Source organism: Streptomyces sp. NPDC005706 (assembly GCF_040631045.1).
In the GTDB taxonomy this organism is placed as follows: domain Bacteria; phylum Actinomycetota; class Actinomycetes; order Streptomycetales; family Streptomycetaceae; genus Streptomyces.
This window is the reverse complement of record NZ_JBEXYS010000008.1, coordinates 140,956-167,334: the sequence shown is the minus strand read 5'-3', so window position 1 is coordinate 167,334 and position 26,379 is coordinate 140,956. Positions and strand designations below refer to the sequence as shown.

The window sequence follows — 26,379 nt, the reverse complement described above, 5'->3', positions numbered from 1 at the left end:
TGACCGAGGAGCCGACCATGTCGATCGACACGGCACAGGGCGTCCTGGGAGACGCCACCATCGCCGAACTCCAGGCAGGCCTGCGCGGCACCGTCGTCCGCCCCGGCGACGCCGACTACGACGAGGCGCGTGCGGTCTGGAACGCCGCGCACGACAAGCGGCCGGCGCTCGTCGTGCGCTGTGCCGGGACCGCCGACGTGATCCGCGCCGTCGAGTTCGCCCGGAGCCAGGACCTGCTCGTCGCCGTGCGCGGCGGCGCCCACAGCATCGCCGGGTTCTCCACCTGCGACGGCGGCATCGTCATCGACCTGTCGCCGATGAAGGGGGCCGTCGTCGATCCGGTGCGCCGGCGGGTCGTCGCCCAGGCGGGCATGACCTGGGGCGACCTCGACCACGAGACGCAGGCTTTCGGCCTCGCCGTGACCGGCGGGCTCGTCTCCTCCACCGGCATCTCCGGGTTCACGCTCGGCGGCGGGGTGGGCTGGCTGGTGCGCCGCCACGGGCTGGCCTCCGACAATCTGACGGCGGCCGAGGTCGTCACCGCCGACGGCCGCGTGGTCCGCGCGGACGCCGAGCAGAACTCCGAGCTGTTCTGGGCGCTGCGCGGGGGCGGCGGCAACTTCGGCGTCGTCACCTCGCTCGAGTACCGGCTGCACCCGGTCGGGCCCCAGATCCTGGGCGGGCTGATCTTCTACCCCCTCGACCAGGCCCGGCAGGTGGTCACCGGCTGGCGCGACCTGACTCGCTCCATGCCCGACGAGCTGACCACCATGGCCGTCCTGACGACGGCGCCCCCGGTGCCGTTCCTGCCACCGGAGGCGCACGGCAGCCGCGTCGTGGTGCTGGCCGGCTGTTACGCGGGCGACCCGGCGGCCGGCGAGGCGGCCGTCGGCCCGCTGCGCACCCTGGGCACACCCATCGCCGACCTCATGGGCCCGATGCCGTACACGGGCATGCAGTCCCTGCTCGACCCGATGTGGACGCCCGGCGCCCACAACTACTTCACGTCGGCGTTCGTCGAGCCGTCCGACGACGCCCTCGACGCGGTGCTGCGGCACCACCTCACGACGCCCACGCCCTTCAGCGAAGTGCATCTGCACCAGCTCGGCGGAGCCTTCGCCCGGGTCCCGGCCGAGGCCACGGCGTTCAGCCGGCGCTCGCCGGGCGTGCTGTGCAACGTGATCGCGCGGTCGCCCGACGGGGCGGACTTCGACGCGCATGTCGCCTGGGCCCGCGAGACCCGTGAGGACATCGCGCGGCACGGCGACGGCTCGATGTACGTGAACTTCACCGGGGACGCCGCCGAGGACCGGGTGCGGGCCTCGTACCCGGGCGCGGTGCACGAGCGGCTGGTGCGGGTGAAGGACGCCTACGACCCGACCAACCTGTTCCGTCTCAACCAGAACATCCGCCCCTCGACGGCGGCCTGATCGGGCCGGAGCGGCGCGCCGGGCGCGGGTCCCTCACCCGCCCGGCGTGTCGCGCCGCTCCGGCGCGCGGGCCGCCGCCTCGGCGCGCCGCACCCTGGCCATCAGGCGATCCCGCCTCCTGGGCCACCAGACCAGATCCAGCGCCACCAGGACGACCACCAGCCACGACACCAGGGCCTCCCGCGCCGTCCCGGCCACGGTGTCGTAACCGGCGAGGGCCAGCGCCACCGCGGCCACCAGCGCCATCACCCGCCGGCGGAGCCGGTCGCGCTCCGCGGTGACGCGCAGCGCCTCGGCGTACCGGACGACGTCGGGCGCGAGCCGGGGGTCCGGTACGGTCTCCCCGCGCCGGGTGGCCCGTACCACCGCCGCCCGGTCCGCCGGGCCGAGGTCCTCGCCGGCCGGCCAGACCCCGCTCATCCGCCGTGCGACGCGCACGCCGTGCAGCGGGGTGAGCACCAGGAGGACGACGGCGGCGGCCGCCCAGGCTCCGGACTCGACGAGGACGAACAGGCCGAAGAACACGCCCGCGGCCAGTCCGGCGCCCAGCGCCCTGCGCACCGGGCCCCCTTGCCACACCCAGCCGGGAACGAGAAGCACCCGCCCATGCTGACGATCCCCGGTACCCCGGGCAAACACCGGGCCCGCGAGTCGCCCCTCAGGCGCCCGTGTGCGCCTCCGTGACCGCCAGGGCCGCCGCCATCACGCTCAGCTGAGGGTTGACCTGCGGGCAGCTCGGCAGCACCGAGGCGTCGGTGACCAGGACGCCGCGCACTCCGCGGAGCCGGCCGCGCGGGTCCACCGGGAAGAGCCGGGGATCCGCGCCCGCCGCGACCGTGCCGGTGGGGTGGTACGCCGACAGGTGGAGCTGCCGCGCCGTCGTACGGGCCAGCACGGCGTCCAGTTCGGCGAGCCCGTGGACACGCGGTGTGCCCGGAATGCCGGTGAGCACCTCCTCGGCGCCCGCCGCGAACAGCAGCTCCCCCATGGCCCGCACGGCCCGCGTCAGCCGGCCGGCGTCGCGGGGGTCCAGGTCGTAGCGGAGCAGGGTGCGGTCCCGGCCGAGGACCCGGCCGGAGGGGCGGTCGGCGATCATCGCGCCGAGCGTGGCGAGCCGGTCGGCGCCCTCCAATTCGCGGCGCAGCCCGCCGCCCAGCCCGGGGAGGACGAAGGAGCCCATGCCGGGCGGGGTGGCGGTGGCCTCGATGAGGATGCCGTCGGCGTGGTGCTCCTCCACGCCGACGCTCTGCAGCACGCCCTCCCACGCGGTGACCGGTTCGGCGAAGCGTCCCGCGACGCTCGTGGCCGGGTGGACGCTGAGGTTGCGGCCGAGGCGGGGGTGCCGGCCGAGCCCGGAGCGGCGCAGCAGCGGCGGGGACTGGAGCGCGCCGGCCGCCACGACGACCAGCGGCGCGAGGATCTCGAACGCGCCGTCCGCCCGGCGCACGCGGACGCCGGCCGCGCGCGGGCCGCCGGGGCGGTCGGGGTCGACGAGAACGCGTTCGACGCGGGCGCCGGTGACGATCCGGGCCCCGGCGGCGCAGGCGTCGGGCAGCACGGAGAGCTGCACGCTCTGTTTGGCGCCGGTCGGGCAGCCCACCACGCACTGGCAGGAGCCCCGGCAGCCGGGCGCGTTTCGGCGCAACGGCGCGGCCCGCCAGCCGAGTTCACGGGCGCCGGCGAGCGTGAGGCGGCCGTTGTTCCCGAGCACGCCGGTCGGCTGGACGGCCACCCTCAGGGCACGCTCGGCCTCATCCAGGTGCCGGCCGAAGCCGTCGGCGAGCATGAAGCCCAGGTCCTGGCTCCAGTGGGCGAGGACGTGGCCCGGAGTGCGGTAGCAGGTGCCGGAGTTGACGACCGTGGTGCCGCCGACGGCGCGGCCCACCGGCAGCAGCAGCGGGGGGCGGCCCACGGCGACGGTCGCTCCGCCGTCCCGGTAGAGCCGGGTGAAGCGGTCGAGGGGCGCGCTCCTGCCGAAGGACTCGGTGGAGTGGTGTTCGCCTTCCTCCAGGACGACGACGTCGAGCCCGGCCCGCGCCAGGGTCCGTGCGGCCATCGCCCCGCCCGCGCCGGAGCCGACGACCACGGCGTCGGCACGGGACCGGGCGGGCCAGTCGGCCGCGGGTGTCAGGTCGAGCGGCGGGTCCTCGCGGGCGGGGCCGCGCGGCGCGGGGCCGGCCTGGAGCATCCGTTCGGTGCCGGCCGCCAGGAGCACGGGCACCTTGAGGACGTCCAGGAGCGGCAGGAGGGCGGGCCGTGCGCCCAGTTCGTCGAGGACGGTCTGCCTCTCGGGTGCGCCGAGCGTGTCCAGGGTGCGTCCGGTGCGCGCCAGGGCGTAGGCGTCGACGGCGCTCGCGGCCGCCCGCAGTCCGGCCCGGGCGGGCAGCGGCATCGCCGAGAGGACCGTGCGGAGTCTGCCGGGGACGCGCCGGGGCCAGTCGGCGGTGCCGTCGTCGGCGATGAGGGCGGACACCAGACCGGTGAGGCTCATCGGGTGCCCACCTCCGCGTGGGCCGTGCCGTCGAGCGTCCACTCGGCCTCGGTGCGCCAGCCGCCGAACCACCACCGCTCCAGCAGTACGTGCGCGTCGGCGCGTTCGCTGTTGCGGCAGGTCGCGTGCCGGCCGTCGGGGTCGGTGTAGTCGAGCGCCAGGGTGCGGTCCGGGGGCTGGGTGACCTCGACCCGGATGCGGCGCGGGCCGCTGCGGCCGGTGACCGTCCAGGTGGGCAGGGCGAGGCCGGCCCGGAACCGGCCGGCTCCGGCCCAGCCGACGGCCGGCCGTTCGGGGCGGCGGGGCCAGGTGCGGCCGGAGCGGCGCAGCCGCAGGAAGACCAGCGGCTCGAGCTCGCGCAGGCCCGGGCGCGTGGAGACGGCGGCGACGATCTCCAGGACGTCCCCGTCGCCGAGGTCGGCGTGCAGCCAGGCCCAGCGGCGGGCGTTGCCGTGCCCGTAGATCCGGGCGGAGGCGCCGGGGGCCGCGGTGAGGCCGAGTGTCGTGCCGTCGTGGGTGAAGGTGCCGTCGTAGGCGGCGCGGGCGGCGGGGAGCATCTGCGCGGCCGGCAGCAGGGGCCGGCGCCAGGACCAGCGCGGAAAGGTGAACAGCGGCTCGTCCGTGGGGCGTTCGGTGAGGTCCCAGCGCAGGGCTCCGTCCTCGGCGGTACCGGTCAGGCGCCCCGGTGCGGCCGTGACCCCGGCGGCGTGGAAGCCGGACGTTCCCGGTGTCCACTCCGCGGGGCCGAAGCGGGCGTGCCGCACCGGGCCGTCCTTGGGGAACACCGCGGCCCAGCCGTGCGCGTACGGCCGGGATCCGTCGGCGGGCGCGGTCAGTTCGTGGTGCAGCCACAGTCCGCTGCCGCTGTCAGGGTCGGTGAGGGTGGTGTACCAGACCTCGGTACGGCCGGGCTCGCCGCGCCAGCGGGGCGCGAGGAAGGCACCGGGGTCCTCGGGCCGGGGGAAGCGGAAACTCGCCAGGAACGGCAGGAGCCCGGTGCCGAGCGGGAAGCGGAGGGTGCCGGTGCCGATCGGCCTTCCGTCTTCGAGGAGGGTGTACGGCAGTACGGTCATCGAGGCCAGGGGCCTCAACGCGGTGACCGACTTCCAGCCGTCCAGGGTGAGCCGGCGGCCGCCGGCGCTGAACGTGAGGCGGTAGTGGATGCGGCGGCGGGCGACCGGCGAGATCTCCAGCTCGCCCTCCACGCCGGGATCGTCGGCCCAGCCGGCCACCCGTATCCGTCCGGTGGCGCGGGCCTCGGTCGTGCCGAGGGGCCGCGGCAGGCGGTCGGCGCGGACCTCCAGGTCGAGGCGGACCCGGCGGGTGCGGTCCTCGCCGTCGAGCCGCACGGTGCCGAGCATCGTCTCGGCGAAGGCGGTGCCGCGTGCGGGCGCGCCGGAGCGGCCGCGGTTGCCGTTGCTCATGCGAGGCCCTCCAGCATGATCCGTTCGGTCGCCGTCAGATACCGCTCGGCCGCACCGCGGGCACCGGCCCGGTCACCGGCCACGACCGCCTCGACCACCGGAGCCAGGCGCTCGCGGGCCATCCGGGCGTCGGTGAACGGGCCGCTGAGCGCGGCACGGACCGGCAGGTAAGCGTTGAAGAGGGTGTTGGTCAGCAGGACGTAGACGCGGTTGCCGGTGGCGCGGGCGAGGGCCCGGTGGACCTCGATGTCCGCGAGCTGTACGGCGTCGGTGTCCGCCGCCTCCCCCACCGCCGCGAGCAGGTCGCGCAGTTCGGCCCGCTGCCGGCCGGCGGCCCGGGCGGCGGCCCGCTCGGCGATCAACGCCCCGATGCCGCGCCGCACTTCGAAGACCTCGCGGATCCAGTCGGGGCTGTGCCGGACGAGCATCGGCAGCAGGTCGGCGCCGCCGAGGCGCAGGTAGTCCCGCACCCGGGTGCCGACGCCGTGCCGGGTCTCCAGCAGTCCGGCCTGGGTCAGGCGTCCGAAGGCGTGCTTGAGGGTGGTGCGGGTGACGCCGTAGCCGTCGGCGAGGGTGCGTTCGGGCGGCAGGTAACTGCCCGCCGGATGGCGCCCGGTGAGGATGTCCTCCCGCAGCCGGCCCTCCAGCACGTCGACGATGGTCTCCCGGGGCAGTGCCTCCACGCGTCCTCCCAGTGGCTCAGTGGATGAGCCACTCAACCAACGTGGACGTACGGCGTCAATGGCGGCGGCACGATGGGACTGGATTCCGGACGTCCCTCAACTCCACGCTGACGAACGGAGCGTGGCGGGCCGTCAGGCCGTGCGGTCGCGTTCGGCCGACGGTCCGACGGCCCCGCGTACGAGGAGGAGCAGGGCGTCGGCAAGGTCGTCCGCGGGGCTGCCGGTGGCCAGGCGGCGCAGTTGGAGGCCCATCACCAGGGCGACGGTGGTGGCCGCCAGACGGTCGGCGTCCGGGACGCCCAGCGCGGTGAGGATCTGGGTGGCGAGCCGGTCGTAGGCGCGGAACGCCTCCGCCGCCGACTCCCGGAGCCGTTCGTCGCGCCCGGCGTGCAGGTACAGCTCGAACGGTGCGAGATGGGCGCTGTCGAGCGCCGCGCCGCAGGCCACCTGGCCGGCGAGGGAGGCCGCGTCCGCGATGTCGAGGCCGTCCGTCTGGCACTGGTCGGCCAGCTCGGTGAAGTGCCGCGCCTCCTCGCGCACGAAGTGCAGCAGGCTCTCCCGCAGCAGATCGTGCTGGGTCTCGAAGTGGTACGTGACCGAGCCGAGCGAGACTCCCGCCTCCTTGGCGATCCGCCGGTTGGTCACGGCCGCGACGCCGTCCTCGCCGATGATCCGCAGGACGGCGGTGATGATGCGCTGGCGCGTCGGGGCGGAGGCTGAGGGAGCGTCGTTCGGCATGCCCCGCATTGTTCCACCGGTGGACACGACCTCCGCTCCTGCCTATTGTTCGTTCGAACGAACAAGACACTGGAGGATGGCCGTGCGCATTGCTGGGGCAACTGTTCTGCTGACCGGGGTCACGGGCGGGATCGGCGGCTCGCTCGCCGCGGAGCTGTCGGCGCGCGGCGCTCGGCTCGTCCTCACCGGCCGGCGGCGCGAGGCGCTGGAACCCCTGGCGGAGCGGTACGGCGCGCGCATGATCCTGGCCGACCTCGGCGACGCCGACGACGTGGCGCGCCTCGCCGGGGAGGCCGCCGGGACGGACATCCTGCTCGCCAACGCGGCGCTGCCCTCCAGCGGCGACCTGCTCGACTACACGCCGGACCAGATCGACCGGGCGCTCGCGGTGAACCTGCGCGCGCCCGCGATGCTCGCCCGGCTGCTCGCCCCCGCCATGGTGGCCGGCGGGCGCGGCCACATCTGCTTCGTCGGCTCGCTGTCGGGGGTGGCGGCGACCAGGTCGTCGTCGCTGTACAACGCCACGAAGTTCGGGCTGCGCGGCTTCTCCCTCGCGCTGCGCCAGGACCTGCACGGCACGGGCGTGGGCGTCTCGATCGTGCAGCCCGGTTTCGTCCGTGAGCTGGGGATGTTCGCCGCCACAGGCTCGCCCACGCCGGGCGGTGTCCGCACGGTGGCGCCGGGGCAGGTCGTCCGGGGCGTGGTCCGGGCGATCGAACGCGATGTCGCGGAGATCAACGTGGCACCGCTCGAACTGCGTCTCCTCACGAAGGTCGCGTCGCAGTTCCCGGGGTTCGCGGAGCGGGTGCAGCGGCTGGCGGGGGCGGAGCGGGCGTTGGACACGATCGTGACGGCGCAGCGCGCGAGCCGCTGAACCGGGGCCGCGCGGCCGGGGCGCCGGGACCGCCGTGGCCCGGGTTCAGGAGGGGCGGGGTGGCTTGACCCAGCCCAGGGAGCGTTCGACGGCTCGCTGCCAGTCCTCGTACTCGGCGTCGCGCAGGGCGGGGTCCATGTCGGGCAGCCACTGGGCGGCCCGGTGCCAGTTGCGGCGCAGGACCTCCAGGTCCGGCCAGTAGCCGGCGGCGAGTCCGGCGGCGTAGGCGGCGCCGAGGGAGACGGTCTCGGCGACCATGGGCCGGACCACCGGGACGTCGAGCACGTCGGCGACGAACTGCATCAGCAGGTTGTTGGCGGTCATGCCGCCGTCCACCTTCAGTTCCCGCAGCGGCACCGAGGAGTCGGCGTTCATGGCGTCGACGACCTCCCGGGTCTGCCAGCCGGTGGCCTCCAGGACGGCCCGGGCCAGGTGGCCGCTGGTGATGTAGGAGGTGAGGCCGACGACGACCCCGCGCGCGTCGCTGCGCCAGCGGGGTGCGAACAGGCCCGAGAAGGCGGGAACGATGTAGCAGCCCCCGTTGTCCTCCACCGTCCGCGCCAGGGTCTCGATCTCCGGGGCGCTGTTGATCAGCCGCAGCCGGTCGCGGAACCACTGGACCAGGGAGCCGGTGACGGCGATCGAACCCTCCAGGGCGTAGGCCGGCGGCCGGTCGCCGATCTGGTAGGCGACGGTGGTGAGGAGGCCGTGCCGGGACCGTACGGGCTCGGTGCCGGTGTTGAGCAGCAGGAAGCTGCCCGTCCCGTAGGTGCACTTGGCCTCGCCCGGGGAGAAGCAGGTCTGGCCGAACAGGGCGGCCTGCTGGTCGCCGAGGGCGGCCGTGATCCACACTCCGGGCAGCAGGGCGCGGGACTCGGCGTACGGCGCGGCGGAGGACCTGATGTCCGGCAGCATCGCACGGGGCACACCGAAGAACGCCAGGAGTTCCTCGTCCCAGGTGAGGGTGCGGATGTTCATGAGCATGGTGCGGCTGGCGTTGGTGGCGTCGGTGATGTGCAGTCCGCCGTCGGTGCCCCCGGTGAGGTTCCAGATCAGCCAGCTCTCCATCGTGCCGAACAGCACCTCGCCGTCCCTGGCGCGCTGCTCCAGGCCCTTGACGTGGTCGAAGAGCCAGCGCAGGCGCAGGGCCGAGAAGTAGGTGGAGGGCGGCAGGCCGCACCGGTCGAGGAAGAACTCCCTGCCGGGGTCACGTCCGAGGGCCTCGACGAGCGGCTCGGTTCGGGTGTCCTGCCAGACGATCGCCCGGTCCACCGGGGCGCCGGTGCGCCGGTCCCAGAGCACGGTCGTCTCCCGCTGGTTGGCCATGCCCATGGCGGCTATCTGGGCCGGATCGATTCCGGCGCCGGACAGGGCCTCGGGCACGACGCGCCGCAGGTTCTGCCATATCTCGACGGCGTCGTGCTCCACCCATCCGGGTTTCGGGAAGTGCTGCTCGTGCTCCCGCTGTGCCACGGCCACCAGCCGTCCCCCGTGGTCGAACAGGATGCAGCGGGTGGAATTGGTGCCCTGATCGATGGACATCACATACCGGTCAACCATGATCGGGTTCACCTTCCGATGCGTCGCGTCAGGGGCGGGATGGGCCTACCAGCGGGCCGCGCCCAGGTCTCTGGAGATGGCCCGTGCTGCCTCCCGGATCAGGGTGATCAGGTTCGGCCGGGGTTGGCCCTGGTTGTCGCAGATCCTCTCGACCGGCCCGGACAGCCCGATGGCGCCGACCACGAGACCGCCGTGTCCCCGGATCGGCACGGAGATGCCGGCCTCGCCCATGCTCATCTCCTGGATCTCGGCGGCCCATCCGTGGTCGCGCACCTCGGCCAGAGCGCGATTGAGCCGGTCGGGGCTGACCAGGGTGTGCCGGGTGTACGTCTCCAGACCGGATTCCAGTGCCTGTTCGAAGGGTGCGGTGCCGAAGGCCAGCAGGACCTTGCCCAGGGACGAGGCGTGCAGCGGCAGCAGAGAGCCCACGTCCAGGGTCTGGAGGGTGTCGTCGGGCCGGAACACATGGTGGACGACCAGGACCTTGCCCTCCAGCGGGGTGCCCAGGCGCACCGCCTCCCCGCTGCGGGCGGCCAGCGCGTCGGCCCAGTTGATGGAGCGCGACCGCAGTTCGTTGACGTCGAGATAGCTGGTGCCGAGGTGCAGCAGGGCGGCCCCCAGCTGGTACTTGCCGGTCGCCGCGTCCTGTTCCACGAAGTCCACGTGCTGCAGGGTGCGCAGGATGCCGTGGGCGGTTCCCTTCGCCAGCCCGAGCGAGGCGGCCACCTCGCCGAGCCCGAGTCGTCGGGGCCCACCGGCGAGCAGGCGCAGAATCGCCGCCGCCCGTTCGATCGACTGGACCGGACCGGCCATGAAGCGAGCCTATTACCGTTGCGGGAGATTCGCTTCGCGTGCGTGGGGACCGTACGGTAACCCCGCCCGGGCGGGAGCGTTCGGCAATGCCGACCTCTGTTCATTGACCGGCCCGCCGGCCCTCCATAGCGTGCCTACAGAGCCCGACACAAATGGCGGGCCGGACGCCTGGCCCGTAGCGCTTCATCCCCAGGAGACCAACATGGCGGTACAGCTCAATACGCTGGCGCGGGACACCCGCGAACAGGTCTTCGTGTTGCCGCCCTTCGCCGGGGCCGTCTCGGTCGTACGCCGGCGGGTGGCCGCGATCCTCGCGGACTGGGAGGTGTCCCCGGCGGTCGTCGAGGACGCCCTGCTGGTGGTGTCGGAGCTGCTGACCAACGCGATCGTGCACGCCCTGCCGCCGGCGGTGCTGCGGCTCTCGTGCGACGGGCCCGGCGTGCTGCGGGTGGAGGTCACCGACGCGGGGCCGGCCCGGCCGGCGGGGCAGTCGCCCACGTGGACCGACCCGGACGAACACGGGCGGGGCGAGGACATCGTGCACGCTCTGGCCGACCGGCACGGCATCCACCTTCATCCCGGCGGGTGCACGCGCTGGGCCGACCTCGTGGCGGCCTGACCACCCCTCTCAGCGGCCGGCGTCGGCCGCCGCCACGGTATGACCATCCCTCCCAGCGGCCGCCGCCACGGCATGACCATCCCTCTCAGCGGCCGCCGCCATGGCAGGTGACGGCCACCGGCCGCGCGCCGGAGCGCACCGGCATGACCTCGCGCCCCGCGTCGGGCGCACGGCCCGCCTCCTCCGGCTCGCCCCCGGCCGGCTCCTCGACCGACTGACGGAGGAGCAGCAGCGCCGCGTCGTCGTGCAGCCGTCCGCCCACGTGGGCCAGGAGGTCGGCGTGGACCGCGGAGAGGGTGCGGGCCGGATCGTCGGACACGTGGCGCGCCACGCCTTCGGCCAGCGGGTAGAACTCACGCGCGTGATCGCGGGCCTCGGTGACCCCGTCGGTGTAGAGCAGCAGCTGGTCGCCGTCCGAGAACGGCAGCAGGTGCAGCTCCGGGTGTTCACCGGACAGCGCGCGCAGCCCGAGGGGCGGGGCGGGCCGGACGGGCTCCACCGGCTCCACTTCCCCGGCCGCGGATATCAGCAGCGGAGGCGCGTGCCCGCAGTTGACCACTTCCAGCTCCCCAGGCCGCGGGCAGCCCACGACCACGGCGGTGACGAAGTCGTCCGGCCCGAGGTTGCGGGCCAGGCTCCGCTCGATCCTGCCGACGACGGCCAGCAGGTCGGGCTCGTCGTAGGCGGCCTCGCGGAAGACACCGAGGACCAGCGCGGCGGTGCTCACCGCCGGCAGCCCCTTGCCGCGCACGTCGCCGACGATCAGCCGGACCCCGTGCGGGGTGGGCACCAGCGCGTAGAGGTCACCGCCGATACGGGCCTCCGCCGCGGCGGCGCTGTAGCGGACCGCCACCTGGAACCGGCCCACGGTCTCCGGGACCGGCTTGAGCAGGGCGTGCTGGGCGGCCTCGGCGACCGAGCGGACCGCCGCGAGCACCCGCTCCCGCCGGCCGCGCAGCTCACTGGCCAGACCGCTCGCCGCGGTGACCGCGAGCACCGCGCACAGCACGGCCGCCGGCTCACGGCCCGGCACGGTGTAGACCGTGCTGAGGGCCGCGCACACCGCCGAGGCCAGCAGTCCGACGCACAGGACACCGCGCGGTCCGTTGGTGGTGGCCGCGAGCGCGGGCCCCGCCGCCAGCATGGGCAGCCAGGGCAGGCCCGCCCCGGTCAGCAGGTCGACCAGCACGACGACCATGACGAGCACCACCGGAAGCGCGGCGGCCGCCTGTCCGGCGGCGCGCCGGGGCGCCGACGCGCCGGGGTCGGCCGTCCTGAGCAGCCGTGCCGCCCAGTGCTCGCCACCGTGCTCCCGGCGCCGGCTCGAGTTCTCTCCGGAATCGCTCACCTGTCGCGCTGTCCCTCACCTGTCCGGGGTGCTCCCCTGCCGTGCCCCTTGCCCTGTTCCCTCATTCAAGGAAAAGGGCTCGGCGGGACGGCTTCAAGGCGTGGATTTTCAGATAGTGAGCGAGAGGCTTCTGGTCACGCGGCTCGCGGCCGGCATCAACCGGGCCCCGATCTCCGGCAGCCGGGAGAGCCGCTCCGCCGGCACGGAGACGCCGAGCGAGCCCAGGATGTCCCCGCTGTACACGGGTACGGCGACGCACACGGTGCCGAGCGAGTATTCCTCGACGTCCGTGACGGCCGGGGCCAGCGGGGCGGAGTCGAGCCGTCTGAATAGTTCGGTCAGGCTGGTGACGGTCCGTGGGGTGAGGTCGGCGAGGTGGTGCCGGGAGAGGTAGTCGCGGCGGGAGCCGTCGTCCAGCTCGCGCAGTACGGACTTGCCCAGGGCGGTGGCGTGTCCCGCGTCCTCGAAGCCCACCCACAGATCGGCCCGGGGCGCGCGGGGGCCGTCGACGATCTCGGCGACCCTGATCTCGCCGTCCTCGTAGAAGGTGAGGTAGGCGGCGCCGGCGAGCTCGTCGCGCAGCGCGGCGAGGGTCGGCCGGACCCGGTTGAGCAGGACCTGCGCGCGGCTGGTGGCGTGCAGCGTCTGGAGCCTGTCGCCCAGGACGAAGCCGCCGTCGTCGAGCTTGCGCAGGTACCCGTCGTGCACCAGCGTCCGCAGCAGGTGGTAGGCGGTGGCGAGCGGAAGCTCGGTCTCCCGGGCCAGCTGCTTGGCGGGCGCGCCGTTCTCGTGCGCGCTGACCGCCTCCATCAGCCGGAAGGCGCGCTGGACGGACGTGATCAGCGTGGGGCTGTCGTGCGCGCGCATAGCAACAGCGTGCGCCGGGCGCCCGGCGGGGGCAAGACAACGGGCCCGGGCGCGCCGCGCGAGCCCCGGCCCTCGTCCCTGCCGGACGCCGGGCGGTCAGCCCGCGGCCACCCGGATGGAGAGGTCGTTGTCGAGCGTGTAATAGGGCCGCAGCACGGCGCCTGCCGCGCGCGCGGCCGGGTGGACGAACGACGTCTTGCGGTCCGCCACGTCGTCCAGGAGCCTGGCGACCCGGACCGGGGACGCGTCCGCGGCGGGGTGGACGAAGACGTCCCAGATGCCGCCCTCGGCGGCGGTGCCGGCGGCCAGGTGCTCGTGGTCGACGGTGAACCGGAAGCCCCGGTGGTCGCCGTCGGTCACCGGCCGCAGTTCGAGCTCGGCGGAGTCGTTGCCCCGCATCCGCAGGCGGACGACGGCGCCGTCCTCGAACGTGGCGCCGTGCAGCCGGGCGGTGACCGTCGTGGACCGGTCGCCGGTGTCGATCCGGCCGGCCTCCGCGTGGGCCGTGCGCAGCCAGGCCCGTACCGCGAGATAGCCCTCCTTGGTCACGTACGGGATCCGCACCGCCACCGGGGAGGGCCGGTCCCTGAGATGTCCGTCGACGAGGGCCCGCAGGTCGCGCAGACCGGGCCGGAGCCGCACGGGCGCCGTGTCGTCGGGTCCGTTCAGCAGGAACACGTCCCAGCGGCCCTCCTCGAGGGCGGGCAGCGGTTCCAGGACGGCACGCGCCGGCCCGTCCCCCACCGCTTGCAGAGGAACGATTCGGCGGGCGGTGACGGGTTCGCCCTTCCTGGGCCGCAGACGCAGCAGCAGGTGGGGCCGGGTGGCCGCCACGGGCGTGGGCAGCTCGAGGGTGATGCGGCCCTCGGCGTCCACGACGCAGTACACGCGCGCTCCGGCGCCGCTTTCCGTGGTCACCGCTGCCCCCTGCGCAGAGTCCTCAGCACCCGCCCGGTGGCGGTGTGCGCGATGTCGCGGGCCGCGAACCCGTGGCTCACCAGGTTCTGCCGCACGTCTCGTGGCGTCCCCGTGGCGCTCCGCCCCGCGGACCGGATCGCGATGGCCTCCTCCAGCAGGCGCTCCACGTGTGCCACCACGCTCCGGGGAGCGAAGCGGCGGGCGTTCTCGGCGGCCGCCCGTCCCATGGCCCGGCGGCGCTCGTCGTCACGGACCAGCTCCAGCAGCGCCGATCCCAGCCGGTCCCGGTCCCCGACGGGCACCAGCCGGCCGTCGACCCCGTCCTCGATGATCTCTGCGGGACCGTAGGGGCAGTCGGTGCTCACGACCGGCAGCCCGCAGCGCATGGCCTCGACGATGGTCATGCCGAACGGTTCGAAGGAGGAGGTGGACACGCCGATGGACGCCTTCACCCACTCCGCCTCCATGGGCGAGGCCGGACCCATCAGGAAGGCGTTGTTGCTCAGCCCGAGCCGCTCGATGCGGGCCCGCAGCGCGTCCCGCTGCTCGCCCGCTCCGTAGATGCGCAGCCGCCAGTCGGGGTATTCGCAGGCGACCCGGGCGAACGCCTGGATGAGCAGGTCGTAGCGTTTCACCGGGACGAGCCGGCCGGCCGCCACGATCATCTTCGCGTGGCCGTCGGCGGGCGGCAGCACCGGATCGGGCACGCTGTTCGGCAGGGCCTCGACGCGGACGCCGGGCAGGTGCATCCTGCGCCGGTAGTCGCGGGCGTCCGCCTCCGTGACCGTGGTGAGGACGTCGAGACGCCGGTAGGCCCGGCGCAGCGCGGTACGCAGCGGCGCAGGGTGGTTGTCCAGCGTGAGGTGCTCCTGGCCGACGCGCAGTACCCGCTCGGGGGCCTGGAGCGCGAGGTGCACATTGAGTCCCGGCCGGGTGCCGATGACCACGTCGGCGTCGGTGGCCGCAAGGCACGCGGCGATCCGCTCGTCGGTCAGCCGGCTGTACTGCCGGTAGCGGTACTCAGCGGCGGGGAACACCTTCGCCGGTGTCCGGTGCGACACGTGGTCCTTCTCCTGCCGCAGGTCGACCAGCGGCCGCAGGCTCACCCGTGGGTCGGGGGTGATCCGGGGGCGCTCGCGGTGCCGTAACACGGAGACGATCTCCACGTCGTGCCGCTCGGCCAGTGCCTGGGCCAGATTGAACGTCGTGGTGATCGTCCCTCCGATGCCGTAGGCGTTGTGGAGCAGGAAAGAGATCTTCATGCCGGTGCAGACCTCGTCAACTCTCCTCCAGTTGTGCGCTGTTACCAGTTCGTGTCTCCGGGCGCGGGGCCGCCGCGGCCGCCGGCGGCGGTGGAACATGCCGCTGGGTGGAGCAATCACCGGTGCGCCGGGGCCCGGCGCCCCAGGCTGGGTACCGTCGGGATCGTGTGACGGGAGTGGCGAGTGCGAGGGGTGAAGCACGGACGTACCGGTCACGGGCCGGTGCACGGCACGGTCTCGCGGATCGGATTACCGGCGGCCCCGAAATGGATGCGCTGGCTGCCGGTCATGTTCGTGGCGGCCGTGCTGCTGCTCGAACCCGTCACGCCCGTGCAGTGGCCGGTGAGTTTCGCGCTGATCGCGCTGCCGCTGGTGGCCGCGTTCGCCCACCGGCCCGTCATCGTGGTCGCCGCCGCCGCGTTCGCGGTGTTCCTCGAAGGGGTGCTGGCCGGCACCCCGTGCTGCGCCGGCCGGCAGGTGGGCTACCTGTGGGAGCGCCACTACGTGGCCGCGTACGGGTGCACCGCCCTGGTCGGCGCCCTCGGCACGATCCTGGCCGCGCACCGCATCCGCCGCGAGCGCACCCTGGCGGACGTGCGCTTCGTGGCCGACATCGCGCAGCGGGTCCTGCTCCGGCCGGTGCCGCACCGGATCGGCAACCTCCGTCTGGAGAGCCTGTACCTCTCGGCGGCGGCGGAGGCACGCATCGGCGGCGACCTGTACGAGGCCGTTCCCACCCGGTTCGGCGTCCGGCTGCTCATCGGCGATGTCCGCGGCAAGGGGCTGCTCGCGGTGGAGACCGCGGCCGCCCTGCTCGGCGCGTTCCGCGAGGCCGCGCACGACGAGCCCGATCTGGCCGCGCTGGCCGACCGGGTGGAGACGAGCATGAGCCGCAGGGCGGCCCAGCTCGGCGGGAACGACGCGGGCGAGCGGTTCGTCACGGCCGTGTTCGCCGAGATCCCCGGCGCGGGCCGGGTCGTCCGCGTCGTCAACTGCGGCCACCCGCCCCCGCTCCTCATCCTTCCCGGGGAGGTGCGCGAGCTGGACCGGGGGCGGTCGGCGCCGCCGCTGAACCTCGGCGTGCTGGTCGGGGACGCCTATCACGTGGACGCGTATCCGTTCCGGCCCGGGGACCAGCTCCTGCTGTACACGGACGGTGTCACCGAGACACGGGACGCGGACGGCTGCTTCTACCCGCTGACGGAGCGCCTGCGCCAGTGGGGTCCGCTGCCGCCCCGGGAACTGCTGGACCGGCTCCACCACGACCTGCTGGCCCACAGCGACAACCGGCTGCAGGACGACACCGCGGCGCTGGCCGCCTGTCTGCTCACCGGCGAGCCGTAGGAACCGCCGCCCGTGGTCAGAAGGCCGTGTGGGCGAACCAGTGGTCGAGGGCCGCCGCCTCACCCGACACGTCGAAGACGGGGTCCTGGCGGGTCCTGCGGCCGTAGAGCAGGAGCAGCAGGTCCGCCGCCGGCCCGCGTACCGCCGCGGTGCACGGTCCGGGGAGCGCGCTGCCGTCCTGCGCGGGCGGCAGCGAACGGAATCCGTCCGGGTCCAGCCGCACCCGCCATTCCTCCCCGGTGTCCGCGCACCGGAACGCGATGGTCTCGCCGTTGCCGCGCAGCTCACGCACCCCGGGGGCGAAGAGGCCCGCGTGGGGCAGGTTGACGAGGAACTCGTCCACCCCGTCCGCCGCCAGCGCGCTGTCGATCTCCGGCTCCAGGCCGGCGGCGCGTTCCGCGTCCACCCGGTGCACGAGTGTCTCGAAGAGCATGCGGCGGACCCAGAACCGCGCGTGCTGGTCCTCGCCCCAGGCCCACATCGGCGCCCCGGGGTCGGTGTCCCGCAGCACGGCCGCCACCGCGGGCACCCCGGCCGCCACCCAGCCGGGGTACGCGGCCGCGCTGTCCGGCAGCCCCAGCTCCACGTCGCGGGAGCGGGGCGGCTCCTGCACCAGCCGGGTCAGCAACGTGCAGAACCAGCGCTGCAGCGCACCCACGTGCCGGGTGAGGTCGGCCAGGGTCCACTCGGGGCACGAGGGCACCGCGCTCGTGGGGTCGGCGCCGGCGGCCACCTCGGTGAAGCGGAGCGTCTCGCGTGCGACCGCTTCACGGTAGGTGTCGTACGGCAGCGGGTGCCCTGCCCTGCTCGTCGTGTCCATCGGCTGCGCCGTCCTCGTCCCTGGTGCGGATCTCCGTCGCGCTCAGTGTGGACGCTGGAGTCCGCTCGAAGGCAAGCCGGGCCGGCCGGCGGTCGGTCAGCCGAGTCCGAGGACGGTCATGGTGCGCTCGGCCATGCGCTGTTCTCCCAGGGCGTTGGGGTGCACGGGGACGATGTTCTGCCCGAACAGCAGCGGTTCGATCCAGCGGGTCCCGGCGGCCTGGCAGGCGTCGTGGCCCGTGGACACCTGCGCGAAGTCCACGTACGTGGCCCCCGTCTCCTCGGCGGCGCGCCGGACGACGGCGTTGAGGTGGGCCTGCATGGCGTGCAGGTAGGGGACGTCGCCGGAGGCGATCGGCAGCCTGGCGAAGCAGGACGGGTCGGCGGTGGCGGGCGTGATCCACGGGTAGCCGAGCACGGCCACGCGGGCCCCCGGCGCCTTCGCCCGGACGCTCCCCAGGGCCTGCTTCAGGGCGGGGTAGGTGTTCGCGTCGATGGCGTCGTCGAAGGAGGTCCCGTACTTGTCCTTGCAGGGGCTGCCCTTGCCGCCGCTGAGGACGCCGGCGGCGCCGCAGGACAGGATGGCGTTGATGAAGGTGCCGTTGTCGTTGCCGCCGATCGTCAGGGTCACCAGGTCGGTGTCCGCCGTGACCGCGTTGACCTGCGGCGCGACGCCGGGGTACTGGGACGCGGTGAAGTCCTTGGTCTGGGCGGCGCCGCAGGTGACGTCCGCCAGGCGGGCGCCGGTACGGGACGCGAGGACGTGCGGGTAGTTGGCCGTTGAGCGCAGGCAGAGCGGGCTGGAGAGGTCGACGGGGAGGACGCCCGAGGCGGCGCTGTAACTGTCGCCGAGGGCCGCGTAGTTCAGCGGCGTGGTGGCCTGGGCGGTGGTGCCGGTGAGGCCGAGCGCCAGCGCACCGGCGGCGGCTGCTGTCGCGGTCATGACACGACGCAATGCGGGCATGGGTATCTGCTCTCTCTTCTCGGTGGGGCGCATGGGGAGCACGCGGGCACGGCGGTGCGCGCGGACCTGGTGCGCGAGAACGGGGCGGCTCGAGCAGGGGGAGTTCCGGCCTGCGGAGCGTGGGCGGGAAGGCGCACGCCGACGGCCGGGAAGGACCGCCGCGGGATTACCGGACGGTTCTACTGATAGGTAATGTGCGGGCGGCCCGGCGGCGAGTCAACAATGTTGACCGAACTTCTTGAAACGCTCACGTATCCCGATCTTCCCGTCGGTCAGCGGCCGGTTCACGCCCTGTTCGCGGAGCGGTCGAGGAGAATCCGCGAAGCCGGGCGGGCACCCGCATAGGCTGTGCCGCATGCTGCAGACCGGTTCCGGTTCCACCACCCGTGACGCCATCCACGACGCCGCCGCCCGGCTGTTCCGGGACCAGGGGTTCGCCAGGACCACCGTCCGCCGGATCGCCGCGGCCGCCGGGACCGATCCGGCCCTGGTGATCCGTCACTTCAAGAGCAAGGAGATGCTGTTCCTGGAGACGATGCACCTGGCGATCGACAACGAGCCCCTGTTCGACGTACCGCTGGAACGACTGGGTGAGCGGCTGGCCGAACTCCTCCTCGACCTCGACGGCACCGCACGGGGGATCTTCCTGGCCCTGGTGCACGGCAGCGGCGAACCGCAGATCCTCGACCGGCTGCGCGAGACCCACGAGAAGGTGCTCATCGCGCCACTGCGCGACCGGCTGCGCGGACCCGACGCCGACCTGCGCGCCCGGCTCGCCGCGTCGATGTCCGGCGGCCTGCTCTACGGCCTGTGGGTGGCGCGGGACGAGGGCCTGCTGGGCACCGACCGCGAGGAACTCATCACACGCTACGGCGCGCTCCTCCAGGAAGTCCTGACCCCGCGCGCGTGACGGGCTCCCCCGCACGCGTCTGCCCCGCGCGCGGTGCCCGAACGGCGCCGGGCCTGCTCCCCCCCCGGGCGTGTAGTCGCTCATCTCGTAACGGACTTCGTCGTCGACGGCGGTCGCCGACCAGTCCACGGTGATACGACGGGGGTACCCGGCGGACGCGTACTGCGCGTCGGCCCGGTCCGCGCCCTCGCGCCGCGCCCGCTCCAGTTCCCGCAAGAGCGTGCCGATGGTGGGCACGATCGCGGGCGAGCGCCGGACCACGGCCCGGCTCTCCGCGTCCAGACCCGCCGCGCGCACCACCTTCCCCGCCCGCACACTCACCCGGAACGAGCCGATCAGCGCCCGCTCCCCGCCGGTCGAACGCAGGGTGTACGTGTAGGCGGACGGCTCCCGCCAGGCGGTGCCGGCGGTCCGCGCCGGCTGGGTGGACACGGCCGGTCCCTGGCAGGCGGCGGCCGCGCAGACCAGACCCGCGATCATCGCGAGGCGCGGCAGCGAGGGACGGGATACGGAACGTGCGCGTGTCATGGGGCGCCTCTCGGCTCGGCCGGCTGTCTCTCCTTCGACGCCGGTGGCCGGCCGGACGTTCACCGCAGGCGCGCGGCCCCTCGGTCAGCGGTCGGAGGCCCGGGACAGGGTGCGGCTCACCCGCAGGCCCACCGCCGCGACGAGCGGTACCGCGCACCCCGCGAACACCAGCCCGGCGCCGCGCAGTCCCAGCGCCGACGTCAGGGCGCCCACGCCGACGACCGGCAGCGAGATGCCCACGTAGGCGACGACGAAGAACGCCGAGATGGTGGCGCCCTGATGGGCCTCGGGCGCCGCGGAGCTGACCTCGCTCAGGCCGGCTCGGAACGCCATTCCCTGGCCGGCGCCGCCGGTCAGCGCGCCGGCGAGCAGCACCGGGAAGGACGTCAGCAGCAGCGACAGCGCGATGAGGAGGAGTCCGGCGACGAGCACCGCGCATCCCCAGGGCAGGGCCCGGCGCGCTCCGATCCGGCCCATGAGGAGCTGTCCGCAGGTGGAGGCGCAGAACACGCAGAAGACGACGGCGCCGGCGACCGCCAGGTTGTGCTCCTTCAGGGTCTGGTCGAGGAAGGCCGGGGCGACCGCCGTGAACAGCCCGAGCATGGAGAAGCCGGCGAACGCGGCGAGTGCGCAGGGCGCGAACACCCCGCGCACCTCCGGCGGCACCGTCATCCCCTGGGGCCGCAGCGACCCCCTCGGATGGGAGCGGCGGACGGTCTCGGGAAGCAGGCAGACGACGACGGCCGCCGCCGCGAGCAGCGCGAGATGGACGGCGAACGGCAGCTTCAGCGGCTGCGGCGCGTACTCGGCGAGGATGCCGGACAGCAGCGGGCCGAGCCCCAGCCCGCCCATGTTGGCCGCGGTCGCCGCGAACCCGGCCCGGGCGTTCCTGCCCGGCGGGGCCAGTTCGAGGACGGCCGCGGTGCCGGTGCCGCTCAGCAGCCCGGCCGAGAAGCCCGACAGCACCCGGCCCGTGTACAGCAGCGGCAGTCCGCCCTCGGCCAGGAAGCACACCGCGCTGAGCGCCGACAGACCCAGCGCCGCCAGCAGCACCGGCCGCCGCCCCAGCACGTCGGAGAAGCCACCGGCGATCAGCAGGGCGGTGATGACACCGATCGCGTAGGCGGCGAACACCACCGTCACGATGAGTTCGGAGAAGCCGAGCTGCTGCCGGTACAGCCCGTACAGCGGTGTGGGCAGGGTGGTGCCGAGCATGCCGACGGCGAAGACGGCCGCCGCGGCCAGGTATCCCGGCCGCCGCCGGTCCGCCCGCCGGTCCTGCCCGCGGTCCTCTGTGGCGCTACTGATCACACTCCACCTTAGGCACCGGGCGCCCGGCCGCCGCGTACCGGCGATCGCCCGTCCGGGGGCCCGGCGCGGTTCCGGCCGGCGCACCCGGCTGCCCGGTGCCGACCGGGAGCGTCCCCTAGGCCGAGTCCCGGACCACCAGCTCCGGGTCGAACACGACCGAGGTGGGGGCGGTGCGGGTGCCGTGGATGTGCTCGTCGAGCAGCCGGGCCATGTCGGCCGCCATGTCCTCCACGGGCTGACGGACGGTGGTCAGCGGGGGCCGGCAGGTGGCGGCGACGGTGGAGTCGTCGAAGCCGACCACGGCGACGTCCTCGGGCACCCGGCGGCCGCGTTCGCGCAGCACCTGGCAGGCGCCCTGGGCCATCAGGTCGTTCGCCGCGAACACCCCGTCCAGCTCCGGGTGTTCGGTCAGCAGGTCGGTCATGGCGGCGACGCCGCTGTCCAGGGTGAACCCACCCTCGGCGACGGGCACGTAGGGGTGGCCGTGGCGGGCGAGGGTGTCGCGGAAGCCGGCCAGCCGCTCCTGGCTCGCGGCGACCGCCAACGGGCCGCAGATCGTGGCCAGTCTGCGCCGGCCGCGGGCGAGCAGGTGTTCGGCGGCGAGCCGGCCGCCGTCCCGGTGGGCCAGGTCGACATAGCTGAGCGGGACCGGGCGGGAGGGACGGGCGAAGAGCACCGCGGGCAGCCAGGCCTCGGCCAGCAGGGCGGGCAGCGGGTCGTCGGCGTGGCTGGAGACGACCAGCGCGCCGTCGGCCCGGCCCTGCCGCAGATAGGTCAGCACCTCTTGGCGGGCCTCGGCGGACTCGGCGAACATCAGCACGGGGTGGACCGAGCGCGGCCGCAGATGACCCACGATCCCGGCGACCACCCGCCCGAAGAAGGGGTCGGCGAACACCCGGGCGGCGAAGGCCGCCCGGGCCTCGTCGGAGGTCTCCCCGGCACCGGACACGACCAGGGCGACGGTCTCGGCCCGCCGGGTGACGAGGGAGCGGGCGGCCCGGTTGGGCGCGTACCCGGTCCGGTCGATGGCCCGGCGGACCACCTCCTGGATCGCCGGATCCACGTTGCGCACGCCGTTGACGACCCGGGAGACGGTCGCCCGGGACACACCGGCCTCCCGGGCGACGTCCTCCAGGGTCGGGGCCTGTCTGCTCATGCCCGCACCCTAACGGCCCGGCGGCCCGCGCGGGTAGAGCGCTCTCCATGCCACAGCGCGGGTGCTCAGGGCCGGTCGGGCACGTCCACCTCCAGGCTCAGGGGCAGGTCTCCCGCCGAACGTCCGGCGAGTATCCGGCAGGGTCCGGGTTCCGTCCGCCAGGCCTTCGCGCGGACGTCCCAGTGGCACAGGGCGCGCGCCGGGATCCGCACCTGCGCGACGGCGCTCTCCCCGGGCCGGGCCCGTACCGCCGTCCAGCCGGCGAGCCATCGTTCCGGGTGGCCGACGGTGGTCGGGCGGGAGCGGGCGAGGTAGATCTGCACGACCTCCCGTCCGGCGCGCGTGCCGGTGTTGCGCAGCCGCACCCGTACGGTGAGGTCCGCCCCGGCCGGCGTCCGCTGCGGGCCCGACAGTTCCTCGTACTCCCAGGTGGTGTAGCCGAGTCCGTGCCCGAACCAGTACGCGGGGGTGCGCCGGGCGCGGAGCCAGCCGCGGTGGCCGACGTGCACGCCCTCGTCGTAGGAGAAGCGGCCGGCGTCCGGCCGGGTGCGGGTGACGGGGGCGTCGGTGAGCGCGGCGGGCCAGGTGGTGGGCAGCCGCCCGCCCGGCTCGGTCCGGCCGAGCAGTACGTCGGCCAGGCCACCACCGGCCTCCTGGCCGGGGAACCAGGCGAGCAGCAGCGCGCCGACCTCGTCCCGCCAGGGCAGTTCCACCGGGCCGCCGCTGTTGACCACGGCCACCGTGCGCGGGTTGGCCCGGGCGACCGCGCGGACCAGGGCGTCCTGTTCCGGGCCGAGCCCGAGGTGCGTGCGGTCGCGCCCCTCGGACTCCTGCTGCTCGCCGGTGCCGACCACCACCACCGCCACGTCCGCCGCGCGCGCCGCCCGGGACGCGGCCGCGAGGGCCTCGGCGGCGCCCGGCGCGGGGGGTTCGGCGCCGACGACGGTGGCCCGGCCGGTGCCGGGGGCGAGTTCCCGGCGGGCGACCAGCAACGGAGTCGTACCGCGGGTCAGTCGCGTCGTGACGACCTGGGTGGGCGGATTCACGTGGATGACGGCCGGGTCGTCGGTCGTGGCGGCGAACTCGCCGTCCAGCAGCGGGAGTCCGTCGAGGTGCAGCCTGAGGCGGCCGAATCCGGCGATGCCGATCCGCCATGAACCGGAGGTGCGGGGGTGCAGCCGCGCGCTGATCTCCACGGTGTGCGCGCCGGGTGGCAGTGGTGGCTCCAGCTGCCGTCCGCCGCGCCGGTGCCCGGCGTACAGCTCGGCACCGGAGGCGTCCAGGACGCGGAGCAGCACACCGGGCGTGGCGGTGCGCGGGTCGGCGGCGAGCGTCATGTCCAGGGGCGGGGGCGGCCCGTCCGGGGCCGGTCCGGGTACGTGGACGACGCGGGCCCGGCCGCGCAGACCGGCCCGGATGCCGTCCAGCAGTGGGACCTCGTCCTGGGGGAAGACGCCGGCGCTGCCGCCGCCCTGGGTGCGGGTGCGGGCCGCGGGAGCGCCGATGACGGCGACCGTGCCGAGGCGTCCCGGGTCCAGGGGCAGGACGCCCCGGTTGGTCAGCAGTACGGCTCCGGCCGCGACCGCCCGCCGGGCCAGGACCCGCGCCTGCCGGGACCGCGGCAGCGGCCGGGCCGGGCGGTCCGGGCCGCCGAGGACGCCGCACCAGGCGGCGAGACGCAGCAGCCGGCGCACCTTGCCGGTCACGGCCCGCTCCTCGACCTCGCCCGCCGCCACGGCCCGCGCCAGCGACTCGCCCCACTCCCCCGCCGGGCCGGGCATCTGGAGGTCGAGACCGGCGCGGGCGGTGTCCAGGGTGCCGCGCACCGCGCCCCAGTCGGAGACGACGACGCCGTCGAACCCCCACTCGTCCTTCAGCGGTGTGGTCAGGAGTTCGTGCGCGGTCATGGTGGTGCCGTTCACTCGGTTGTACCCGGCCATCACCAGCCGGACGCCCGCCGCCACCGCCGCCTCGAACGGGGCGAGGTGGACCTCGCGCAGCGTCCGCTCGTCGATCGACGCGTCGGCGGTCAGCCGGTCCGTCTCGGCGTCGTTCGCCACGAAGTGCTTGGCCGTGGCGGCGACTCCGTGTGCCTGGATGCCGCGGATCAGGGCGGCCCCGGTCCGGGCGGTCAGCAGCGGGTCCTCCGAGAAGCACTCGAAGTGCCGCCCGGCCAGGGGGCTGCGGTGCAGGTTGAGGTTCGGGGCGAGGACGACGTGCACGCCCTTGCGCCGGGCCTCCGAGGCGAGGAGGCCGCCGAGTTCCTCGACCAGCGGTTCGTCCCAGGTGGCGGCGAGCGCGGTGGCCGAGGGCAGCAGGACGGAGGTGTCGCGCTCGTCCCAGCCCTCCCCGCGTACCCCCGCCGGGCCGTCCGACAGTACCAACTGGCCCAGTCCCACCGCGGGTTCGGCCGCCGTGCGCCAGGTGGTGGCGCCGGTCAGCAGACGGACCGCGGTCCGCAGGGTCAGCTTGTCGAGCAGCCGGTCGAGTTCGTCCTCGTCGGCCATTCCCACCCCTTTCTTCCGCCGGCCGCCCGGGTCAGCCGTAGACGCCGAACTCGTACAGCGAGTAGCCGTAGCCGGTGCCGCGCGCGGTGCCGTTGACGCGCACGTAACGGCCGGTTCCGGTGACGTCGAAGTCGTCCACGCCGCCGTTGCCGTCCGTCACGGTGCGCACGGTGCGCCAGTTCTGCCCGTCGTCCGAGGTCCGCACGGTGTACGCCTTCGCGTACGAGGCCTCCCAGACCAACTGGACGTGCCGGAACGCGGTGCGGGCGCCGAGGTCGACCTGGAGCCACTGCGGATCGCTCCAGTCGCTCGCCCAGCGGGTGTTCTGGTTCCCGTCGACGGCGTTGGCGGTCGGGCACGGGCAGTCGCCGTAACCCGGCTGGTACGAGGAGGCGGTGGCGGGCCTGCCGAGGGCGAGGTTCGTGCCGCTCGGGGTGGGCGGGACGACCCGGACGGACCGGGTCTCGACGCCGACGTTGCCGTGGCCGTCGGTCACCTTGACGTACACCTTCCATACGCCGGGGCGGTCGGGCGCGGTGACCCTGAGGCGGCCGCCGCCGAGATCGGTGAGGGGCAGCGGGGTGAGGTCCTTGCCCTTGTCGATGTACATGCTGTTGTCCAGGACCTCGTAGGAGAGCGCGTCCCCGTCCGGGTCGGTGGCCCGGACGGCGAGGGTCAGGTCGCGGCCCGCCTGCACCCGGCCCGCGTCGCCCTCGACGGTGAAATCGGAGACGGCCGGCGGGGTGTTGTCGTGGGAGGTGTCGCCGCCGTAGGCCCGCTTGACCGCGTAGTACGACAGCCGCTTCTGGCCGGCGGGCAGCAGGTTGAACCAGATGCCGCCGAAGTCGTACTCGGTGCCGTAGTGGAACATCGTGGCGCCGAGGGCGACTCCCCGGTGCCCGGTGACGCAGCCCCAGGCCCGGGTGTACCCGTCGGCCTTGGCGCGGTCGCCCGGCTCCAGGGGCACCCCGTTGGCGTCGTCGGGCACCTCCCACTCACCGGCCGGCCCGGTCTCGGTGATGATGTACGGCTTGGTGTAACCACCCTTCTCCCAGGCGGATCTGACGTCGCAGACCGCGTTGTAGGAGTTGACGGCGTACAGGTCGAGGTCGGGTGCGTTCTTCTTGAAGTACGGCCAGGCGCCGACCCAGGCGTCGGTGGAGGTCACCGGGTGGCCGGGGTCGACGGCGTGGATCCGTTTCGCCACGTCGTTCACGAAGGAGGTGTAGGCGTCGCGCTGCCGTTCCAACTCGGCTCCGCCGTAGCAGTTCTGCAGGCCGAGCACCGACTCGTTGCCGACGTCCCACATGAGGACGCCGGGGTTGTCCTTGTAGGTCTGGACCCACTTGGGGAACTCGTCCAGCATCTGGTTCTTGTAGGCGGTGTCCGTCCGGTAGTTCACGCAGCCGCCGCTGCCCGGTCCACCGCCGGGCTGCAGCCAGAACCCGGCGATGACCTTGACGCCGTGCGCGGCGGCGGAGTCGAACAGCGGCTTGCTGGAGGCGTCGGTGCCCCAGGTGCGGATGGTATTGACGCCCATCGACTTCAGGTCGGGCATGTACCTGTCGGCGTCGGCGATGGACGGCCCCCAGGTGAGGCCCTTGATCTGGTACGGCTTGCCGTCGACGGTGAGCTGCCAGTCGCCCTGGGCGCCGGTCACCTTGACGACGCTGCCGGCCGCGTGGGCCTGTGGGGCGGGCAGTGCGGTGAGGGCGCCGACGGTCAGCACGCCGGCGGTGAGGGGCGCGGCCAGGCGGCGCGCGCGGGTGCGGGGTGGTGGGGTCATGGTGTGGGGTCTTCCGGTGTGAGGGGG

22 protein-coding genes and 1 pseudogene are annotated in these 26,379 nt (G+C 74.3%); 5 read left to right on the top strand and 18 right to left on the bottom strand.

Translation table 11 applies throughout. The features are described from left to right. Window positions 1-17 precede the first annotated feature (17 nt). Complete coding sequence (locus ABZ478_RS17090) at window positions 18-1,430, top strand: FAD-binding oxidoreductase (protein WP_359549897.1); 1,413 nt, start codon at window positions 18-20, stop codon at window positions 1,428-1,430. 33 nt (window positions 1,431-1,463) lie between these two features. Here ABZ478_RS17090 and ABZ478_RS17085 read toward each other — a convergent pair whose 3' ends face one another. From ABZ478_RS17085 to ABZ478_RS17065, 5 genes are all read right to left on the bottom strand, one after another. After that, on the bottom strand, window positions 1,464-2,030 hold the full coding sequence (locus tag ABZ478_RS17085) for a hypothetical protein (protein ID WP_359549895.1): 567 nt from the start codon (window positions 2,028-2,030) through the stop codon (window positions 1,464-1,466). A 58-nt stretch (window positions 2,031-2,088) separates the two neighbouring features. Beyond that, entirely contained in the window at window positions 2,089-3,921 is a 1,833-nt protein-coding gene (locus ABZ478_RS17080; protein WP_359549894.1) for a GMC family oxidoreductase, read from the bottom strand. Beyond that, the gene (locus tag ABZ478_RS17075; RefSeq protein ID WP_359549891.1) at window positions 3,918-5,345 is read right to left on the bottom strand and encodes a hypothetical protein; all 1,428 of its coding nucleotides are present in this window, start codon (window positions 5,343-5,345) and stop codon (window positions 3,918-3,920) included. The genes ABZ478_RS17080 and ABZ478_RS17075 overlap by 4 nt, the downstream gene beginning before the upstream one ends. Further along, complete coding sequence (locus ABZ478_RS17070; RefSeq protein ID WP_359549889.1) at window positions 5,342-6,028, bottom strand: GntR family transcriptional regulator; 687 nt, start codon at window positions 6,026-6,028, stop codon at window positions 5,342-5,344. The genes ABZ478_RS17075 and ABZ478_RS17070 overlap by 4 nt, the downstream gene beginning before the upstream one ends. 132 nt (window positions 6,029-6,160) lie before the next feature. After that, the gene (locus ABZ478_RS17065; RefSeq protein ID WP_359550031.1) at window positions 6,161-6,775 is read right to left on the bottom strand and encodes a TetR family transcriptional regulator; all 615 of its coding nucleotides are present in this window, start codon (window positions 6,773-6,775) and stop codon (window positions 6,161-6,163) included. 73 nt (window positions 6,776-6,848) lie between these two features. Here ABZ478_RS17065 and ABZ478_RS17060 point away from each other — a divergent pair, with 73 nt between their 5' ends. After that, the gene (locus ABZ478_RS17060) at window positions 6,849-7,640 is read left to right on the top strand and encodes an SDR family NAD(P)-dependent oxidoreductase (protein ID WP_358934054.1); all 792 of its coding nucleotides are present in this window, start codon (window positions 6,849-6,851) and stop codon (window positions 7,638-7,640) included. A 45-nt stretch (window positions 7,641-7,685) separates the two neighbouring features. On the opposite strand, the gene glpK is transcribed toward ABZ478_RS17060, so the two are convergent. Both glpK and ABZ478_RS17050 read right to left on the bottom strand, forming a co-directional pair. Next, the gene (glpK, locus tag ABZ478_RS17055) at window positions 7,686-9,200 is read right to left on the bottom strand and encodes a glycerol kinase GlpK (protein ID WP_359549887.1); all 1,515 of its coding nucleotides are present in this window, start codon (window positions 9,198-9,200) and stop codon (window positions 7,686-7,688) included. A 45-nt stretch (window positions 9,201-9,245) separates the two neighbouring features. Continuing rightward, window positions 9,246-10,013, bottom strand: a complete 768-nt coding sequence (locus ABZ478_RS17050; protein WP_359549885.1) for an IclR family transcriptional regulator — start codon at window positions 10,011-10,013, stop codon at window positions 9,246-9,248. Between the two features lie 202 nt (window positions 10,014-10,215). Here ABZ478_RS17050 and ABZ478_RS17045 point away from each other — a divergent pair, with 202 nt between their 5' ends. Then, window positions 10,216-10,632: an ATP-binding protein gene (locus ABZ478_RS17045; protein WP_359549883.1), complete on the top strand. Its 417-nt coding sequence runs from the start codon at window positions 10,216-10,218 to the stop codon at window positions 10,630-10,632. 85 nt (window positions 10,633-10,717) lie between these two features. Here ABZ478_RS17045 and ABZ478_RS17040 read toward each other — a convergent pair whose 3' ends face one another. The 4 genes from ABZ478_RS17040 to ABZ478_RS17025 form a co-directional block, all read right to left on the bottom strand. After that, complete coding sequence (locus tag ABZ478_RS17040; RefSeq protein ID WP_359550029.1) at window positions 10,718-11,830, bottom strand: PP2C family protein-serine/threonine phosphatase; 1,113 nt, start codon at window positions 11,828-11,830, stop codon at window positions 10,718-10,720. Window positions 11,831-12,088: 258 nt separating this feature from the next. After that, the gene (locus ABZ478_RS17035; RefSeq protein ID WP_359549881.1) at window positions 12,089-12,847 is read right to left on the bottom strand and encodes an IclR family transcriptional regulator C-terminal domain-containing protein; all 759 of its coding nucleotides are present in this window, start codon (window positions 12,845-12,847) and stop codon (window positions 12,089-12,091) included. A 96-nt stretch (window positions 12,848-12,943) separates the two neighbouring features. Continuing rightward, window positions 12,944-13,765, bottom strand: coding sequence for a transferase (locus ABZ478_RS17030; RefSeq protein WP_359549879.1), 822 nt, complete (start codon window positions 13,763-13,765; stop codon window positions 12,944-12,946). Beyond that, complete coding sequence (locus tag ABZ478_RS17025; RefSeq protein WP_359549877.1) at window positions 13,762-15,027, bottom strand: glycosyltransferase family 4 protein; 1,266 nt, start codon at window positions 15,025-15,027, stop codon at window positions 13,762-13,764. Before ABZ478_RS17025 ends, ABZ478_RS17030 begins: the two co-directional genes overlap by 4 nt. 270 nt (window positions 15,028-15,297) lie before the next feature. Here ABZ478_RS17025 and ABZ478_RS17020 point away from each other — a divergent pair, with 270 nt between their 5' ends. Continuing rightward, window positions 15,298-16,371: a PP2C family protein-serine/threonine phosphatase gene (locus ABZ478_RS17020; RefSeq protein ID WP_359549875.1), complete on the top strand. Its 1,074-nt coding sequence runs from the start codon at window positions 15,298-15,300 to the stop codon at window positions 16,369-16,371. A gap of 16 nt (window positions 16,372-16,387) precedes the next feature. Here the strand turns inward: ABZ478_RS17020 and ABZ478_RS17015 are convergent, their stop codons facing one another. After that, window positions 16,388-17,191, bottom strand: coding sequence for a maleylpyruvate isomerase family mycothiol-dependent enzyme (locus tag ABZ478_RS17015; RefSeq protein ID WP_359549873.1), 804 nt, complete (start codon window positions 17,189-17,191; stop codon window positions 16,388-16,390). Between the two features lie 96 nt (window positions 17,192-17,287). After that, on the bottom strand, window positions 17,288-18,160 hold the full coding sequence (locus ABZ478_RS17010) for an SGNH/GDSL hydrolase family protein (RefSeq protein WP_359550026.1): 873 nt from the start codon (window positions 18,158-18,160) through the stop codon (window positions 17,288-17,290). 349 nt (window positions 18,161-18,509) lie between these two features. Between ABZ478_RS17010 and ABZ478_RS17005 the strand changes: the two genes are divergently transcribed. After that, complete coding sequence (locus ABZ478_RS17005; RefSeq protein WP_359549871.1) at window positions 18,510-19,064, top strand: TetR family transcriptional regulator; 555 nt, start codon at window positions 18,510-18,512, stop codon at window positions 19,062-19,064. Window positions 19,065-19,196: 132 nt separating this feature from the next. On the opposite strand, the pseudogene ABZ478_RS17000 reads toward ABZ478_RS17005, so the two are convergent. The 5 genes and pseudogenes from ABZ478_RS17000 to ABZ478_RS16980 all read right to left on the bottom strand — a co-directional run. After that, window positions 19,197-19,544, bottom strand: a pseudogene (locus ABZ478_RS17000) (DUF6174 domain-containing protein); the annotation flags it as partial. Window positions 19,545-19,676: 132 nt separating this feature from the next. Next, window positions 19,677-20,900 carry an MFS transporter gene (locus ABZ478_RS16995; RefSeq protein ID WP_359550024.1) on the bottom strand — a complete coding sequence of 408 codons (1,224 nt, stop codon included), beginning with the start codon at window positions 20,898-20,900 and terminating at the stop codon, window positions 19,677-19,679. Window positions 20,901-21,018: 118 nt separating this feature from the next. After that, entirely contained in the window at window positions 21,019-22,059 is a 1,041-nt protein-coding gene (locus ABZ478_RS16990) for a LacI family DNA-binding transcriptional regulator (RefSeq protein WP_359549870.1), read from the bottom strand. Window positions 22,060-22,124: 65 nt separating this feature from the next. Then, window positions 22,125-24,566: a glycoside hydrolase family 3 C-terminal domain-containing protein gene (locus tag ABZ478_RS16985; protein ID WP_359549868.1), complete on the bottom strand. Its 2,442-nt coding sequence runs from the start codon at window positions 24,564-24,566 to the stop codon at window positions 22,125-22,127. A gap of 31 nt (window positions 24,567-24,597) precedes the next feature. Continuing rightward, on the bottom strand, window positions 24,598-26,352 hold the full coding sequence (locus ABZ478_RS16980) for a discoidin domain-containing protein (protein ID WP_359549867.1): 1,755 nt from the start codon (window positions 26,350-26,352) through the stop codon (window positions 24,598-24,600). Between the last annotated feature and the right edge of the window lie 27 nt (window positions 26,353-26,379).

What these genes read in the sequence shown, in the direction of transcription:
- ABZ478_RS17090 (WP_359549897.1), top strand. Translation starts at nt 18, where the DNA reads ATGTCGATCGACACGGCACAGGGCGTCCTGGGAGACGCCACCATCGCC.
- ABZ478_RS17080 (WP_359549894.1), bottom strand. Translation starts at nt 3,921, where the DNA reads ATGAGCCTCACCGGTCTGGTGTCCGCCCTCATCGCCGACGACGGCACC.
- ABZ478_RS17075 (WP_359549891.1), bottom strand. Translation starts at nt 5,345, where the DNA reads ATGAGCAACGGCAACCGCGGCCGCTCCGGCGCGCCCGCACGCGGCACC.
- ABZ478_RS17065 (WP_359550031.1), bottom strand. Translation starts at nt 6,775, where the DNA reads ATGCGGGGCATGCCGAACGACGCTCCCTCAGCCTCCGCCCCGACGCGC.
- glpK (WP_359549887.1), bottom strand. Translation starts at nt 9,200, where the DNA reads ATGGTTGACCGGTATGTGATGTCCATCGATCAGGGCACCAATTCCACC.
- ABZ478_RS17050 (WP_359549885.1), bottom strand. Translation starts at nt 10,013, where the DNA reads ATGGCCGGTCCGGTCCAGTCGATCGAACGGGCGGCGGCGATTCTGCGC.
- ABZ478_RS17045 (WP_359549883.1), top strand. Translation starts at nt 10,216, where the DNA reads ATGGCGGTACAGCTCAATACGCTGGCGCGGGACACCCGCGAACAGGTC.
- ABZ478_RS17040 (WP_359550029.1), bottom strand. Translation starts at nt 11,830, where the DNA reads ATGGTCGTCGTGCTGGTCGACCTGCTGACCGGGGCGGGCCTGCCCTGG.
- ABZ478_RS17035 (WP_359549881.1), bottom strand. Translation starts at nt 12,847, where the DNA reads ATGCGCGCGCACGACAGCCCCACGCTGATCACGTCCGTCCAGCGCGCC.
- ABZ478_RS17025 (WP_359549877.1), bottom strand. Translation starts at nt 15,027, where the DNA reads ATGAAGATCTCTTTCCTGCTCCACAACGCCTACGGCATCGGAGGGACG.
- ABZ478_RS17020 (WP_359549875.1), top strand. Translation starts at nt 15,298, where the DNA reads ATGCGCTGGCTGCCGGTCATGTTCGTGGCGGCCGTGCTGCTGCTCGAA.
- ABZ478_RS17015 (WP_359549873.1), bottom strand. Translation starts at nt 17,191, where the DNA reads ATGGACACGACGAGCAGGGCAGGGCACCCGCTGCCGTACGACACCTAC.
- ABZ478_RS17005 (WP_359549871.1), top strand. Translation starts at nt 18,510, where the DNA reads ATGCTGCAGACCGGTTCCGGTTCCACCACCCGTGACGCCATCCACGAC.
- ABZ478_RS16990 (WP_359549870.1), bottom strand. Translation starts at nt 22,059, where the DNA reads ATGAGCAGACAGGCCCCGACCCTGGAGGACGTCGCCCGGGAGGCCGGT.
- ABZ478_RS16985 (WP_359549868.1), bottom strand. Translation starts at nt 24,566, where the DNA reads ATGGCCGACGAGGACGAACTCGACCGGCTGCTCGACAAGCTGACCCTG.
- ABZ478_RS16980 (WP_359549867.1), bottom strand. Translation starts at nt 26,352, where the DNA reads ATGACCCCACCACCCCGCACCCGCGCGCGCCGCCTGGCCGCGCCCCTC.